A 15,327-nucleotide genomic window follows, 5' to 3' on the forward strand; every position below is an offset into this window, starting at 1 on the left:
TTCAAAATCGGGTAAAAGTACGATTTCTTCTCCAATTATCAAAATGGCGATTACGGCAATTGCCTTAGGAATGGTTATGATGTTGATTGCTATTGCCACAGGAGGTGGGTTGCAACGAAAAATACGTGAAAAAATTGTTACTTTTCAAGGGCATATCCAAATTTATAATTATGACAATAATGCTTCAGAAGTATCAATAAAACCAATTTCAATCCATCAAGACTTTTATCCTCAATTTACCGAAATACCCTCAATTGTGCATTTACAAGCAGTAGCAACAAAAGGAGGAATTATCCGAACGGAAACCACTTATGAAGCTATTTTAGCAAAAGGAGTAGGGGAGGATTATCGTTGGGAGGTTATGTATGAGTTCCTTAAAGAGGGGCGTATTCCCGATTTTACCACCGATGAAATCAGTAATGAGGTTCTTATTTCGGAATATTTAGCCAATCGGTTGCAACTCCGCTTGGGAGACCATTGTCATACCATTTTTTTGAAAGATGAAACCGCACAAGTGCCAAATCAACGAAATTTTAAAATTGTAGGTATCTATAACAGTGGTTTTCACGAGTTTGATGCCTCTTACGTTTTTGTTGATATTCGTCAAATTCAGCGTATCAATCAGTGGAAAAAGGACGAAGTTGGGATGTTTGAAGTTTTTGTTGATGACTTTGATAAGATAGAGTCAGTCGGTGATCAGGTGTATGATAAAACTATGGCGACACTTGATTCGCAGACTATTATGCAGAAATATCCATTTATTTTTGAATGGTTGGGGATGTTTGATTTTAATATTTATCTCATCATAGGAATTATGATAGTCGTGGGAGGTTTTAATATGATTACTGCCATTTTAGTGCTTATTTTGGAGAAAACTCCCATGATTGGCATATTAAAAAGTTTAGGCACTTCCGACCGTAGTATACGCAGTATATTTTTGTATAATGCAGCCTACATCATCACACAAGGATTGTTTTGGGGAAATATTCTCGGGTTTTTATTACTGTTTTTACAACAAAAATACAGTATTATCAAATTAGATCCAGCTACTTATTACGTTACTGAAGTGCCTATTCACATTGATGTTTTCTCTGTTATTTTCCTTAATATTGGGGTGTTGATACTGTGTTTATTGATGCTTTTAGTGCCTACTTATGTCGTTACAAAAATATCACCAACCAAATCGATGAAGTTTTCGTAAAAAGTTTTGTATATTTGCAGAAGGTTAAAGTTCTGAGTATAATAAACTAAATAATTCATATAGCTCACAATATGGATATTATGCAATTTTTTTCAAATTGAAATTTGATGGATATTTAGTGAAGCATTTGGGCAAAAGACCCATATTTCACGGCTGAGATTTATATGTTCTGTTTTTAAGCAACAAGCAGAAATTTTTTTGATGCCCGTGTAAGTGATTGAAAAACAATAAATAAAAACAAAATTATGAAATATATATTATTTTTACTTGTATCATTTTTCGTAGCTTGTAGTACACAAAATGTACCTTTACCTGAAAAAGAGGAAAATACAGAGATTCCTGAAGAAGACCCAAATTTTCAAAATGTTAAATTCAATATTCCTAAGGAATTACAGGCGTACTATAAGAATATTGATTTTTCAAAAAAAAGCTCAGATTTATACAACGATTTGGCTACTTTGACCATTCAAAAGCACGAAAATATTTTACAATATTACGACAGACATAAATATTTATACCAAGCCGATAAGTCGGAAAATGACCCTCAAAAAGTGGTGTTGCTTTACACAGGAGAAATTCGTTTTTGGAAAGAATATGAAGGGAATAAAGGATACAAACCTCAGACGTTCAATACTGAACACGTTTATCCACGTTCAAAATTAGGATTGGTGGCCATCGCCGATTTACATCACTTACGGGTGTGCGACTCGCGAGTGAACACACTTCGGGGCAATTATCCATTTACGGAAGGTAGTGGCTCAGCAAGATTAATCAATGGCAGTTGGTATCCAGGAGATGAATGGAAAGGTGATGTAGCTCGAATGATTCTGTATCTTAATTTGCGATATAACGAAAGTCTTGGCAAGGATATTTCAACTGGAGGGGTTGATTTACTACTGAAATGGAATGCTGAAGACCCCGTTTCAACCATTGAAAAGAATCGCAATAACGTTATTGAACAAGCTCAAGGAAATCGTAATCCTTTCATAGACAATCCTTTTTTAGCTACCCTATTATGGGGAAAATACAAGGCTGAAAATAGATGGAAATAATTCAAGGGTTTACTTTTTTGCATACAGCTCTTGCCATAAAATTTCGGCTCTGTTCAGAGTTACCCCTTGTTAAATCTTTCATTGATGAAAATACAGATGATTCTGAAAAAACAATTTTGTAAATTCTAGTATAAAAATAAACATGAAAAATATTCCGTTTTACACCAAAAAAGGCTCAGGAAAACCATTGATGTTACTCCACGGATTTTTAGAAAGTAGTGAAATTTGGGAACATTTTGCAGAAATCCTACAGTCGGATTTTTGTGTCATTACCACTGATTTGTTAGGACATGGGAAAACTCCTGTCGAAGCGGAAATTCATACTATGGAAATGATGGCAGAAGCTGTAAATCGTATTCTAGAAATCGAAAAAATAGATACTTGTTTGTTTGTAGGGCATTCCATGGGAGGATATGTATCACTCGCTTTTGCAGAAAAATATCCTGAGAAAGTTAATGGATTAATTTTGATGAACTCAACAACGGTCGCTGATTCGGAAGAAAAAAAAGCAAACCGACTTCGAGTCTTGGAAGTTATTGATAAAGATAAATCGTTTTTCATACGTACGGCGGTAAATAACTTGTTTAGTTCAGAAAATCGTATCAAGATGAAGCAAAAAGTGGACAAGGTTATCAAAATTGCGATGGAAATTCCTAACGAGGGAATCAAAGCAGCTTCTTTGGGAATGAAAGATAGACCCGACCGAACACATATTTTTGAAGGATTACAGGTGCCTAAACATATCATAATTGGTGAAAATGACGAACTGATTCCCGCAGAGAATTTAGTAGAACTGGCTCAAAAAACAAAAGCGTCATATAATCGTTTGATTGGGGGACATATGTCGTACATTGAGAATGAAACTGAAACTGTGGATATTATCAAAAGAATAGGCTATGAGATATAGTTTTCTGAGTATGCTCTGCATTTTTATTCTTTTGGGGTGTAACGACAGATCTCAAAAGGCAAATAATTCGTTGGAGAGTGTTGAAAATAATAAAGAGGTCACGGAAGAGAACTTAGTTAAAGAGGACAAATCAGAAAAGGAACAAGAAATATTTGAACCGTTGACCACCCAAAGTGCAATTCCTTTTTTGTTCGAATATGAAAAGAAACACAAAGAGCGTTACGTTCGTATTATTACTGACTACGGGAATATTGATATTGAGTTGTTTGTAGAAACACCATATCACCGAGCAAATTTCATTTTGTTGACCAAGGAAAAATATTTCGATGGTTCAGTTTTCCATCGCGTGGTAAAAAATTTTGTGATTCAAGGAGGGAATTCGGATAGTTGGGCTATCCATAAAAAACGACATCGGATAGGACAGTATTTATTGCCTCCCGACACTAAAAAAGGTTTTAAACATCACAGAGGAGTGGTTTCGATGCCAAGCAGTGACATTGAAAATCCGCACAAATTCGCGTCGCCTTATGAATTTTTTATTGTGGTTCAAGATCCAGGTGCTTACCATTTGGATGGTGGGTACACAGCTTTTGGTAAAGTCATTCAGGGGATGGACGTAGTCGATAAAATAAGTCAAGTCGAAACCGATGATCAGAGCGAATGGCCAAAACGAGATGTTAAAATGAAAGTCGAAATTTTGAAGTGATTAAATTTCATAACAATATCTTAACACATAGTTTGGTTGATTTTGTACCTTTGCACAACTTTTTTTAAAAAAAACATGATAATGAAAAAAATAATCCTTTTTTTAGCACTATTGGTCGGAACAGGAGTCTTTGCACAAAAGCATAAAGACGAAAAAAACATCTATACAGATTTTTTACCTTACTATAATTTTGGAAAAGGATTAGGAATTACGGCACCCGATAGCATTTTTCAATTGAATATCCGTTTTCGTATGAAAAACAGATTAGAGGTTACGGAGGATACCTATTCAGCGAAAGTGCGTCGTTTACGTTTGCGTTTTGATGGTTATGTTGGAGATCCTAAATTTACGTATGCTATTCAATTGGCATTTGCTCCCGAAGATATTGGAACAACCCGAGATGGTGAAAATTTAAATATTATCCGTGATGCGATTGTGTTTTATAAACCCAATGATCAGTGGTCGTTCGGTTTTGGGCAAACCAAGCTTCCGGGAAATAGACAGCGCATTAACTCGTCAGGAGCGTTGAATTTAACAGACCGTTCTATTAATAATCAGGCGTACAATATCGATCGTGATTTCGGACTACAGGCAGTATATTCAAAGCAGAAAGAAAACGCCTTTGGGTATAATATTAAAGCAGCGTTAACAACTGGAGAAGGTCGTAATTCCACAACAAAAACCAAAGGATTGGCTTACACAGGACGTATCGAATTTTATCCTTTGGGGAAATTTAAAAAAGGAGGAGAGTTTTTTGAGGGTGATTTGCAGCGAGAAGAAAAGCCTAAGCTATATTTTGGAGGTACCTATCACTATAATGAGAAGGCGACACTTAGTCGAGGGCAGCACGGTACCAAGTTGTTACAACAACGTGATTTACAGTCTTTTTTCTTAGATTTTGTGTGTAAATATAACGGTTGGTCGTTCACCTCGGCCTATATGAGCCGTACGGCTGACAATCCTATAGTTGATGCTGCAAAGGCCAATTTTGTGCAAGTAGGTAATGGGTATGACACCCAATTGAGTTACGTATTTCCTCAGAAATGGGAAATTATAGGGCGTTTTTCTCGTAATAATTCTCACAGTGATCTGTATGCTTTCGTTCCTAAACAAAATCAGTTTTCTTTAGGGATTACAAAGTATATTTGGGAACATGCTTTCAAAATGCAATTTGAAATCAGTAAAAATGATTATATTCAATCACCTAAAAAAGATGATTGGTATGCTCGTTTCCAAATAGAGATTGGTATATAACCAAAAAAATCAGATATACAACACAAAATTATCCCAAAAATATTTCAATGGATACAAAATGATACGAGTATAAGTTTACGGGCTTATACTCGTTTTGTTCCTAAAATTTCGAATACTTTCGCTTGTTAAGTGCTAAATTTTGAATCTGAGTGAAACTAAAACACAAGTGATAAAATAACCTTATTACTATCTGATGAAACAACCACTTCCTATCATAACTGATACTCACACACACCTTTATAGCAAAGTCTTTGATGAGGATAGAGATCAAATGATGCAACGAGCCATGGCATTGGGTGTGACGCGATTTTTTATCCCAGCTATTGATTCTTCACACACCGAGAGTATGTTTGCTTTGAAACGAGCGTACCCTGATAATGTATTCTTAATGAATGGCTTACATCCTTGTGATGTGAAAGAAAACTACTTGGAAGAGCTGGATCATGTTGAGAAACTGATGACAGAACACTCTTTCTGTGCCATAGGTGAAACGGGTATCGACCTCTATTGGGACAAGACTTTTTTTAAGGAACAGCAAGAAGCCTTTCGTAGGCAAATAGGCTTGGCTAAAAAGCATAAATTGCCGATTGTTATTCATTGTCGTGAGGCATTTGACGAAATTTTCGAAATTTTGGATTCAGAAAAAGACGACCGTTTGTTCGGAATATTTCACTGTTTTTCGGGTAATGAGCAACAGGCAAAACAAGCCATAAGCTACAATCTAAAACTCGGAATAGGAGGCGTAGTAACTTTTAAAAACGGAAAAATAGATACTTTTCTCAAAAATATAGATTTGGAGCATATCGTTTTAGAAACGGATTCTCCTTATTTAGCACCTGTTCCCTATCGAGGGAAACGAAACGAAAGTGCTTATATTACAGAAGTTTTGAAAAAAATTTCGAGTATTTACGGGGTGTCTGAGAACGAAGTAGCTGATATCACCACAAAAAATTCTATAAAAGTTTTTGGTTTTTAGCATTGTTTTATGATTTTTTTTTCGTTACTTTGCTTTTCGATATGCAACAAAATACGATAGTGGATTATTTTAAATCAATACGACCCTACTACGACAAGGAGGTTTCGGAGGTTTTGCAAAAAGTCAAAGACCACTCCAAAGTACAGGCTATGTTAGCCTACGGTTTTCCAGATCTTTCTGTTGAAGAAAGAGTAGGAAAACTTTTGTCGTGTGAGTCGATTTTTGATTTTCAGAATAAAATCATGTATGGAGTTGTCAAGAAAGCAATGGAGAAAAGTATTGCTCAGTTCACCTATGAAGGATTTGATAAACTTACAAAGGAAAAGTCGTACCTTTTTATTTCAAATCATAGGGATATTATTTTGGACACTTCGTTGCTTAACGTTACGTTACATGACCATAATTTAAAAATGACGGCTTCGGCTATAGGGAATAATTTAATTCAAAAGAAATTTTTGAAAATCCTCTCTATGCTGAATCGTAATTTTATAATTTACAGGAATTTACCTCCGAGAGAATCGTTAGAGCATTCTAAAATTGTCTCGGAATATATACATTATTGTATAACTAAAGATAACCGATCCGTTTGGATAGCTCAACGTGAAGGACGTACTAAAAATGGGGATGATCGCACTCAGCAAGGTGTGTTGAAAATGCTTTCTTTAGCTGCACCAGAGGGAGTGTCACCATTGCAGTATTTAAAGACACTCAACATAGTCCCGATGTCCATTTCATATGAATTTGATCCTACGGATATGATGAAAATCCCCGCTCTAATGGCGCAACATTATGGTGTTGAATATGTTAAATCAAAAAAAGAAGATTTTGAGAACATATTACAGGGATTGATAGGACAGAAAGGACGTGTGCATATTTCGGTAGGAAAGCCACTCAACGGAGAACTTGACAAAATAGAAAAAGAACATGCTCATGTTAATAAGCAGTTACAGGCAATGGCAGAAACTTTGGATAGATCCATTCATTTGCAGTACAAACTGTTTCCTGCTAATTATATTGCTTATGATTTATTGAATAGTACAGATACTTACAAGGATTTTTATACCGAAAAGGAGCTGCGTCAATTTGAACGAAGAATACACAATCGTAGCAAATCTGATGATGTTCTTTCTCAAGAAAAATTTTTGGAGATGTACGCCAATCCCGTTAAAAATAAAATGAGCCAACATGTTTGATTTATGAACACACAAAATTCAAAAATATTACTCATTTATACGGGAGGTACTATCGGAATGATAAAGGATTATGAGACAGGAGTGCTTAGAGCCTTTGAGTTTGAGAATATTTATCATCGTATTCCAGAGTTGTCACATTTAGATTGTGTGATAGACTCCGTGTCCTTTGAAAAAGCAATAGATTCATCGGATATGAATCCGAGACATTGGATCAATATTGCAGAAACTATTGAAAATAACTATGATGTTTATGATGGTTTCGTTGTTTTACATGGGAGCGATACGATGAGTTATTCAGCGTCAGCACTTAGTTTTATGTTAGAGAATTTAGCGAAGCCTGTTATTTTTACAGGGTCTCAACTTCCCATAGGTGATTTACGTACCGATGCGAAGGAAAATTTGATAACATCCATCCAATTAGCTGCCCTAAAGGAAAACGGAAAGTCAGTGATTCAAGAGGTGGGATTGTATTTTGAATATAAGCTCTATCGAGGAAATCGAACAACTAAAATAAATGCTGAAAATTTTCAAGCTTTTGTTTCAATGAATTATCCAACTTTGGCAGAAAGTGGAGTGCATTTGAAAGTGAACAAGCAACATTTGTTAAGAAGCGAAGGTCGCCAGTCTTTGAAAGTGTGGAAAGAGTTTGACCAAAATGTAGCTGTTGTAAAGTTGTTCCCAGGTATTACAGAGAAGATATTAAACGGATTTTTTGATATTCCTGATTTAAAAGCAGTTATTTTAGAAACCTATGGTTCAGGGAATGCACCTACTGAGAAATGGTTTTTAAATAGTATAGAGAAAGCTATTCAGAAAGGAATACATATAGTCAACGTAACACAATGTTCTGGAGGAAGCGTCATTTTAGGAAAATATGAGGCAAGTGAACACCTCAGAAGGATGGGGATAATCAATGGAAAAGATATCACAACGGAGGCTGCTGTAACAAAAATGATGATTTTGCTAAAAAAAATAGTTTCTGATAACTCTTTGAAAATCAGATTTGAAGAAAATATTTGTGGTGAAATTTAATAAAAAGTTTACATTTTTCTTTCTAAGTAGAAAAAAAATTCGTTATTTGGCATTCTGAAAGAGAGGTGTCCGAGTGGTCGAAGGAGCACGCCTGGAAAGTGTGTATACGCCAAAAGCGTATCGAGGGTTCGAATCCCTTCCTCTCTGCTTTACAATAATTATAGTGTAGAAACAAAAAAATTGAGTACTAAAATCATTAAAATTATTAACTAACAAATTAAAAAAGATTAAACAATGAAAAAAATGTCATCGAAGCTATTTTTCGTAGCTATGTTAATTTTAAATGTCGCTACTGTTAGCGCACAAGAAGTAGAAAATGCAGGTGCTTCAAAAGGGTTTCATCAAGTGTTGAAAGAGCGTTTCATTGAAGGAGGTCCTGAGTTCATGGGAGTTGTTTTGCTCTGTTTGATTTTAGGTTTGGCGGTTGCTATCGAGAGAATCATTTACTTGAATATGGCAACTACAAACACTAAGAAATTAGTAGCAGAAGTAGAAAATGCACTTGACAAAGGTGGAGTTGAGGCTGCAAAAGAGGTTTGTCGTAACACAAAAGGGCCTGTTGCTTCTATTTTCTATCAAGGATTAGAGCGTTCAAACGAGGGAATCGAAATGGTTGAGAAATCAGTAGTTGCCTACGGAGGAGTTCAAATGGGTCAGTTAGAGAAAAACGTATCTTGGGTTTCTTTGTTTATCGCTATTGCACCGATGTTAGGGTTTATGGGAACGGTAATCGGGATGATTCAAGCATTCGACAAAATTAGTGCAGCAGGAGGTTTGGATGCATCTTTGATTGCAGGTGACATTAAAGTAGCGTTATTGACTACAGTATTCGGACTTATCGTTGCGATTATCCTTCAAGTGTTCTATAACTACATCATTTCAAAAATTGATGCTCTAATTAATGATATGGAAGATGCATCTATTTCATTGATAGATATGTTAGTAGCAAGACAAAAAAGATAAAATGATTTTCTAATTAAAAGAATTTTAAATTATGTATAAAATATCAAAAATAGGTGTTTTGGTGTTGGGAGTTTTAGGAGCTATTCTTTGGATAATGCTTATAACCACAGCTGATACACAAAATGTTGATAATGCACCTATGGAGTGGATGTTTATAATTTCTTATATCCTTTTAGGACTTGCTCTTGTGGCAGCTGTTTTTTCAGGAGCAAAGAATATCTTATCCAATCCAAAGGCTTTGAAAAAGACACTTATCTACACAGGAGTTTTTGTTGTAATTATGTTTCTTCCTTTCTTGTTTGTTACGGAAAAAACAACCACCGAAACTTGGGTTAGTGCAGGTTTAATTTCGTTCTATATTCTTACGATAGTGGCAGTTGGTTTGCTTATTATTTCAGGAGTAAAAGGAGCTTTAACAAAATAAAATGAAGTATGGCAAAAAGAGGAATACCAGAGGTAAATGCTGGGTCGATGGCCGACATTGCGTTCTTGTTGTTGATATTTTTCTTAGTAACGACAACGATTGAAACCAATGCGGGTATTACCACAAAACTACCTCCAAAACAGCCGGTAGATGCTCCTGAGCCACCTGCTGTAAAAGAGAAAAACGTTCTAGTGGTGGTTGTGAACAAAAACAACCAGCTGTTGGTGAACAATCAGGTAATGGAATTGAAGGATGTCAGAAAAGCGGCTGTTGATTTCTTAGATAATGGGGGTGATGGTTCTTGCACTCATTGTCGAGGAGCTAAAAACCAAGCGTCGTCTGACAATCCCGAAAAAGCTATTATCTCATTGCGAAACGACCGTGAAACGTCTTATAAAACGTATATTTCAGTTCAAAACGAACTCATAGCAGCTTATAATGATTTGCGTGAACGTGAGCGTCAGCGTTTGTTTCCAAATGAGGTTTCGTATACTGAGATGGATGCAGAGTACAACGCTGCAAGAACTCCTAAAAAACGTAAAGACGATTTGGAAGTTAAAATTAAAAAGCTTCAAGAGTTGTTTCCAAGAAAGTTAATTGAATCGGCTCCTAAGAAAAACTAAAAAAACAGAATTAAAATGTCTAAATTTACAAAGAAAAAAAGTGGAGAATTACCACCAGTTTCGACTGCATCTTTGCCAGACATCGTGTTCATGCTATTGTTCTTCTTTATGACAGTAACAGAGATGAAAAACAGTGATTTGATGGTTCAGAATAAGGTGCCTATGGCTGATCAAGTTCAAAAACTTGATAAGAAAGATCCGGTGGTGTACATCTATGCAGGAAAACCTCTTCCTAAGTATCAGGAAAAATTTGGTGTAAATGCAAAGATCCAAATAAATGATAAATTTGCAGATGTTTCGGAAATAGCTCCTTTTATCTTACAGTACAAGGATGGGATTCGTGAAGAATTAAGAGAAATGTTTATTACAGCTCTTAAGGTAGATGAGGAAACCAACATGGGTGTTGTGAGTGATATAAGAGAAAAGCTTCAGGACATTAACGCTTTGAAGATTAATTATATTACTAAAGAAGGTTCTGTATTGAAATAGGTAAAACAAATTTATCTGACTAATAAAATAAAAGGGGCTGTCCAAAAAGGGCAGCCTCTTTGTTTTTTAATATTTTTAAAACTAAGAAAAATGATTGTTTTATTGTTATAACTTATCATAGGAAGACATATATTCTGAGGTAATTATATCAAAAAAAACATTTGTATAACTAAATCAAATACGTTACTTTTGCATTATAAAATATTAGGTAAATTAGAGGGAGTTATGTCTATACTTCAAGAAATACAAAAGCGCAGAACCTTTGGTGTTATCGCCCATCCCGATGCTGGGAAAACCACTCTTACCGAAAAATTACTACTTTTTGGAGGTGCTATTCAAGAGGCGGGAGCCGTTAAGAGTAATAAAATAAAAAAAGGAGCTACCTCCGACTTTATGGAAATTGAACGACAACGAGGAATTTCTGTGGCTACTTCGGTTTTAGCTTTTAACTATAAGAATTACAAAATCAATATATTAGATACTCCAGGGCACAAGGATTTTGCTGAAGATACTTTCCGAACTCTAACCGCAGTAGACAGCGTTATCGTAGTGATTGATGTTGCCAAAGGGGTTGAGGAACAAACCGAAAAGCTAGTTGAAGTTTGTCGCATGAGAAACATCCCGATGATTGTGTTTATTAATAAATTGGATAGGGAAGGTAAGGATGCTTTTGACCTTTTAGACGAGGTTGAACAAAAACTTGGACTTTCGGTAACTCCACTCAGTTTCCCAATTGGAATGGGGTATGATTTTAAAGGAATTTACAATATTTGGGAAAAAAACATCAATTTATTTTCAGGTGATAGTCGAAGAAATATCGAGGAAACCATTGCTTTTGATAATGTAAACGACCCTGATTTGGATAAAATCATTGGTGAGAAATCGGCTGAAAACTTGCGTAGCGAGTTGGAATTGGTATATGAGGTATATCCACCATTTGATCGTGAAGCTTACCTTAATGGGACGCAACAGCCTGTGTTTTTTGGTTCGGCATTGAACAATTTTGGGGTGAGAGAGTTGTTGGATTGTTTTGTAGAAATAGCACCATCTCCTCGTACCAAGGCTAGTGATGAGCGCATTGTAAATCCTGATGAAAATACGTTTAGCGGATTTGTATTTAAAATTCACGCTAATATGGATCCGAATCATCGTAATCGTTTGGCGTTTGTGAAAATTGTTTCGGGAACTTTTGAGAGAAACAAACCCTATTTACATGTTCGTCATGGTAAAAAATTGAAGTTTTCAAGTCCGAATGCTTTTTTTGCGGAGAAAAAAGAAGTGATTGATATCTCGTATGCGGGTGATATTGTTGGACTACACGATACTGGAAATTTTAAAATTGGAGATACACTTACAGAAGGCGAAACCTTGCAATTCAAAGGAATTCCGAGTTTTTCTCCTGAACATTTCCGCTATATTAATAATGCGGATCCTCTAAAATCCAAGCAATTGGAAAAAGGTATCGACCAGCTGATGGATGAGGGTGTGGCACAGCTTTTTAGACTTGATTTTAATGGACGAAAAGTTATCGGAACGGTGGGAGCATTACAATACGAGGTTATCCAGTATCGATTGGAGCACGAATACGGAGCAAAATGTAGTTATGAGAGCTTCCCGATACATAAGGCTTGTTGGGTCGAAGAACCTGAAAATCCGAAAGATACCGAGTTTCAGGATTTCTTGCGTGTCAAACAAAAATATATGGCGCGTGACAAACAGGGGAATAGAGTTTTCCTTGCCGATTCGGCTTTCTCCATTGAGATGGTGAAACAAAAATATCCGAGCGTGAAGCTACATTTTACTTCGGAGTTTTAAAATTCATTTTCGATTTGATTCACACTTGACTAAGATGATTGAATCTCATAAAAAAGTGTTTTAGGAAGAAAAAACAAAATAAAATCACATTAACTACCGAATTTCCTTTTTTCGAATGAGTATGAGAGGTTAGGCGGAGAAAAATATATAATTATGAAAGTACTTAATGAACGTCAAATTAAGATTGTAGAGTATTTAGATGCTGCAAGACATATCAGTGTTAATGACCTAAGCGAAAGGCTTAATGTTTCAGTGGTAACTATCCGTAAGGATTTGACTCTTTTAGAGCAGGAGGGGTATTTGCATCGTACACACGGGGGAGCGAGTAAGCAAATGCGATACGTTTTTGATCAAACCATATCTGAAAAGGAGACTTTACATGTCGATGAAAAAATAAGAATTACGACCAAGGCTTTAGAATATATCAAGGAAGGGGATTTCATTATTCTTTCGTCAGGAACAACTATACATTTGTTAGCCCAAAAGTTACCTGATTATAAGAATTTAACTGTTTTAACACCTTCATTACGTGTGGCTTTAGATGTTTGTAAACATCAGAATATTAATACGATACATTTAGGAGGAGAAGTTCGTAAGAATTCGACTTCTACTGTGGGGGCTTTCGCAGAAGAGACTCTTAGCAACTTTTTGTGTACAACCTTGTTTTTGAGTGTAGAAGGACTTGATTTGGATTTTGGAATTAGTACTACCAATGCAGGAGAGGCTCATCTGAACCGTAAAATGGTAGATCATGCGGACAAGTTGATTGTGTTAGCAGATTCTTCTAAGATGCACAAACGAGGTTTTGGTTTTATTTGTTATCTTGAAAAAATAGATATTTTAATCACCGACAATAAAATAGACCCTGAATTTGTTGAAGAGCTAGAAAAACGAGGTGTAGAAGTTGTGATTGCTTGATAAGTCGGAAATTTGGTAATTGTTTCTTTTTCAGATTCATATATGGAATTTTATGAAAAACGAAAGGACAGAAATGTTGTGTAACATCAAAAGTAAAGAATAATAAACTTTGTTTCCCTACGTGGAAAATTACGTTATGGAATGGTACGTATATTATTAACCAGGCGTAATAATTAAACTGTGCAACACGGGCGTTATTTCACTCGAAGTAATGCCCGTTCGCATAAAAATTGTAAACCAAGTACTTAAAGTAGATTTTCTTTCATTTAGCAATAATGAAATTTCAAAATCAGGTACCAGAAAACGTTATAAAACTTCTAAAAACTCGTAATCTGTAAAAACAAACTAAAAAGAAATGAATGAAACTATCATAGCATTAGCAACAGCTTCGGGGAGTGGAGCTATTGCTATCATCAGAATATCAGGAAAAGATGCTATTTCAATTGCTGATAGCGTATTTAAAGCACATCACGGAAGAAGTTTAGCTAATTCTGATTCGCATACCGTACATTTGGGATATTTTTTTGATAATAAGACGATAATAGATGAATGTCTTGCAACGATTTTTAAAGGAAATAAGTCATATACGGGTGAACCTACTGTAGAATTTTCTTGTCACGGAAGTAGTTATATCATTCAGCAAGTGATAAGAGTTTGTCTTTCTAAAGGATGTAGATTAGCAAAGGCGGGGGAATTTACTTTGAGGGCATTTCTAAATGGAAAAATGGATTTGTCACAAGCTGAAGCTGTTGCTGACCTTATTGCCTCCGACAGCGAAGCTGCTCACACTATCGCTATGAAACAAATGCGAGGCGGTTTTACTTCTGAAATTGAGGAACTACGTACTGAATTGCTGAATTTTGCTTCTTTGATTGAATTAGAACTTGATTTTTCGGAAGAAGATGTAGAATTTGCTGACAGAAACCAATTTTGTTCACTACTTTCAAGGATTCAGACTACAATTAAACGATTGATGGACTCATTTGCAACAGGAAATGTTATCAAAAATGGAGTTCCAGTAGCGATTGTAGGAAAACCCAATGCAGGTAAATCAACGCTTTTGAATGTTCTTTTAAATGAAGAACGAGCTATCGTTTCGGACATTGCGGGAACAACACGTGATACCATCGAGGAAGTGTTACACATCGGCGGAACGGCTTTCCGATTCATCGATACAGCAGGAATTCGTGAAACTTCTGATAAAATAGAAGAGATTGGTGTTAAAAAAGCGAAAGAAAAGATTACACAAGCCAATGTTTTATTATATCTCTATGATGAATTGGATAATCAACCTGAGGAAGTTATTGATTTTGTGAAAGAAGTATATCGATACGACTTAAAGATAATTCTTTTGCATAACAAAGTAGATATATCTGGTGGTGAATTTGGTGATTTCGACCGAAAATTGAAGTTGGAACTTGTCCCTAAATACACGGACACTATTTTGGGAATTTCCGCTAAGGAGAATATAAATATTGACATATTGAAGTCAGAACTTGCAACGTATGCTGAAAGTTTTACGTCCTCTGCAAATAATGTAATCATTAGTAATTCACGTCATTACGAAGCACTTTCTAATGCCCTTGCCGAGATTATAAAAGTTCAAGAAGGTTTGGAAATGAATCTTTCGGGCGACCTCCTTGCTATCGACATTCGTGAGGCTCTCTACCACCTTGGTACCATCTCTGGCGAAGTTACCAATGACGAAGTACTGGGGAATATATTTGCGAATTTCTGTATTGGAAAATAAGGATAAAATAAGAATTCATTTTAT

15 protein-coding genes and 1 tRNA gene are annotated in these 15,327 nt (G+C 35.6%); all 16 read left to right on the forward strand.

The window, feature by feature from the left end; translation table 11 throughout:
• The first annotated feature begins 43 nt into the window (after positions 1 to 43).
• The 16 genes from CGC49_RS10045 (at position 44) to mnmE (ending at position 15,303) form a co-directional block, all read left to right on the forward strand.
• Positions 44 to 1,201, forward strand: a complete 1,158-nt coding sequence (locus CGC49_RS10045; protein WP_095912754.1) for an FtsX-like permease family protein — start codon at positions 44 to 46, stop codon at positions 1,199 to 1,201.
• A gap of 245 nt (positions 1,202 to 1,446) precedes the next feature.
• A complete protein-coding gene (locus tag CGC49_RS10050; protein WP_095912550.1) occupies positions 1,447 to 2,253 on the forward strand; it encodes an endonuclease I family protein in 807 nt (268 codons plus the stop codon).
• 142 nt (positions 2,254 to 2,395) lie between these two features.
• A complete protein-coding gene (locus CGC49_RS10055; protein WP_095894286.1) occupies positions 2,396 to 3,160 on the forward strand; it encodes an alpha/beta fold hydrolase in 765 nt (254 codons plus the stop codon).
• A complete protein-coding gene (locus CGC49_RS10060) occupies positions 3,150 to 3,866 on the forward strand; it encodes a peptidylprolyl isomerase (RefSeq protein WP_095894287.1) in 717 nt (238 codons plus the stop codon). The genes CGC49_RS10055 and CGC49_RS10060 overlap by 11 nt, the downstream gene beginning before the upstream one ends.
• A gap of 81 nt (positions 3,867 to 3,947) precedes the next feature.
• A complete protein-coding gene (locus tag CGC49_RS10065; RefSeq protein ID WP_095894288.1) occupies positions 3,948 to 5,120 on the forward strand; it encodes a porin in 1,173 nt (390 codons plus the stop codon).
• A gap of 214 nt (positions 5,121 to 5,334) precedes the next feature.
• Positions 5,335 to 6,096: a TatD family hydrolase gene (locus CGC49_RS10070; protein ID WP_042347361.1), complete on the forward strand. Its 762-nt coding sequence runs from the start codon at positions 5,335 to 5,337 to the stop codon at positions 6,094 to 6,096.
• Between the two features lie 56 nt (positions 6,097 to 6,152).
• Positions 6,153 to 7,289, forward strand: a complete 1,137-nt coding sequence (locus tag CGC49_RS10075; protein WP_095912755.1) for a 1-acyl-sn-glycerol-3-phosphate acyltransferase — start codon at positions 6,153 to 6,155, stop codon at positions 7,287 to 7,289.
• A 3-nt stretch (positions 7,290 to 7,292) separates the two neighbouring features.
• The gene (locus CGC49_RS10080) at positions 7,293 to 8,321 is read left to right on the forward strand and encodes an asparaginase (RefSeq protein ID WP_042005953.1); all 1,029 of its coding nucleotides are present in this window, start codon (positions 7,293 to 7,295) and stop codon (positions 8,319 to 8,321) included.
• Positions 8,322 to 8,380: 59 nt separating this feature from the next.
• Positions 8,381 to 8,468: transfer RNA gene (locus CGC49_RS10085), tRNA-Ser, on the forward strand.
• Between the two features lie 87 nt (positions 8,469 to 8,555).
• Entirely contained in the window at positions 8,556 to 9,284 is a 729-nt protein-coding gene (locus tag CGC49_RS10090; RefSeq protein ID WP_042345415.1) for a MotA/TolQ/ExbB proton channel family protein, read from the forward strand.
• 31 nt (positions 9,285 to 9,315) lie between these two features.
• Positions 9,316 to 9,708, forward strand: coding sequence for a hypothetical protein (locus CGC49_RS10095; RefSeq protein ID WP_042345413.1), 393 nt, complete (start codon positions 9,316 to 9,318; stop codon positions 9,706 to 9,708).
• A gap of 8 nt (positions 9,709 to 9,716) precedes the next feature.
• The gene (locus CGC49_RS10100; RefSeq protein WP_042345410.1) at positions 9,717 to 10,331 is read left to right on the forward strand and encodes a biopolymer transporter ExbD; all 615 of its coding nucleotides are present in this window, start codon (positions 9,717 to 9,719) and stop codon (positions 10,329 to 10,331) included.
• Positions 10,332 to 10,346: 15 nt separating this feature from the next.
• Entirely contained in the window at positions 10,347 to 10,820 is a 474-nt protein-coding gene (locus CGC49_RS10105) for a biopolymer transporter ExbD (protein WP_042006162.1), read from the forward strand.
• A gap of 225 nt (positions 10,821 to 11,045) precedes the next feature.
• Positions 11,046 to 12,635: a peptide chain release factor 3 gene (locus CGC49_RS10110; RefSeq protein WP_095912551.1), complete on the forward strand. Its 1,590-nt coding sequence runs from the start codon at positions 11,046 to 11,048 to the stop codon at positions 12,633 to 12,635.
• Between the two features lie 153 nt (positions 12,636 to 12,788).
• Complete coding sequence (locus CGC49_RS10115; RefSeq protein ID WP_042010454.1) at positions 12,789 to 13,553, forward strand: DeoR/GlpR family DNA-binding transcription regulator; 765 nt, start codon at positions 12,789 to 12,791, stop codon at positions 13,551 to 13,553.
• Positions 13,554 to 13,908: 355 nt separating this feature from the next.
• On the forward strand, positions 13,909 to 15,303 hold the full coding sequence (gene mnmE, locus CGC49_RS10120) for a tRNA uridine-5-carboxymethylaminomethyl(34) synthesis GTPase MnmE (protein ID WP_095912552.1): 1,395 nt from the start codon (positions 13,909 to 13,911) through the stop codon (positions 15,301 to 15,303).
• Positions 15,304 to 15,327 lie beyond the last annotated feature (24 nt).

Origin of the sequence: Capnocytophaga sp. H4358 (assembly GCF_002302515.1) — a bacterium.
Classification (GTDB): domain Bacteria; phylum Bacteroidota; class Bacteroidia; order Flavobacteriales; family Flavobacteriaceae; genus Capnocytophaga; species Capnocytophaga canis.

What these genes read in the sequence shown, in the direction of transcription:
- CGC49_RS10105 (WP_042006162.1), top strand. Translation starts at nt 10,347, where the DNA reads ATGTCTAAATTTACAAAGAAAAAAAGTGGAGAATTACCACCAGTTTCG.
- CGC49_RS10050 (WP_095912550.1), top strand. Translation starts at nt 1,447, where the DNA reads ATGAAATATATATTATTTTTACTTGTATCATTTTTCGTAGCTTGTAGT.
- CGC49_RS10060 (WP_095894287.1), top strand. Translation starts at nt 3,150, where the DNA reads ATGAGATATAGTTTTCTGAGTATGCTCTGCATTTTTATTCTTTTGGGG.
- CGC49_RS10115 (WP_042010454.1), top strand. Translation starts at nt 12,789, where the DNA reads ATGAAAGTACTTAATGAACGTCAAATTAAGATTGTAGAGTATTTAGAT.
- CGC49_RS10110 (WP_095912551.1), top strand. Translation starts at nt 11,046, where the DNA reads ATGTCTATACTTCAAGAAATACAAAAGCGCAGAACCTTTGGTGTTATC.
- CGC49_RS10055 (WP_095894286.1), top strand. Translation starts at nt 2,396, where the DNA reads ATGAAAAATATTCCGTTTTACACCAAAAAAGGCTCAGGAAAACCATTG.
- CGC49_RS10045 (WP_095912754.1), top strand. Translation starts at nt 44, where the DNA reads ATGGCGATTACGGCAATTGCCTTAGGAATGGTTATGATGTTGATTGCT.
- CGC49_RS10090 (WP_042345415.1), top strand. Translation starts at nt 8,556, where the DNA reads ATGAAAAAAATGTCATCGAAGCTATTTTTCGTAGCTATGTTAATTTTA.
- CGC49_RS10065 (WP_095894288.1), top strand. Translation starts at nt 3,948, where the DNA reads ATGAAAAAAATAATCCTTTTTTTAGCACTATTGGTCGGAACAGGAGTC.
- mnmE (WP_095912552.1), top strand. Translation starts at nt 13,909, where the DNA reads ATGAATGAAACTATCATAGCATTAGCAACAGCTTCGGGGAGTGGAGCT.
- CGC49_RS10095 (WP_042345413.1), top strand. Translation starts at nt 9,316, where the DNA reads ATGTATAAAATATCAAAAATAGGTGTTTTGGTGTTGGGAGTTTTAGGA.
- CGC49_RS10100 (WP_042345410.1), top strand. Translation starts at nt 9,717, where the DNA reads ATGGCAAAAAGAGGAATACCAGAGGTAAATGCTGGGTCGATGGCCGAC.
- CGC49_RS10080 (WP_042005953.1), top strand. Translation starts at nt 7,293, where the DNA reads ATGAACACACAAAATTCAAAAATATTACTCATTTATACGGGAGGTACT.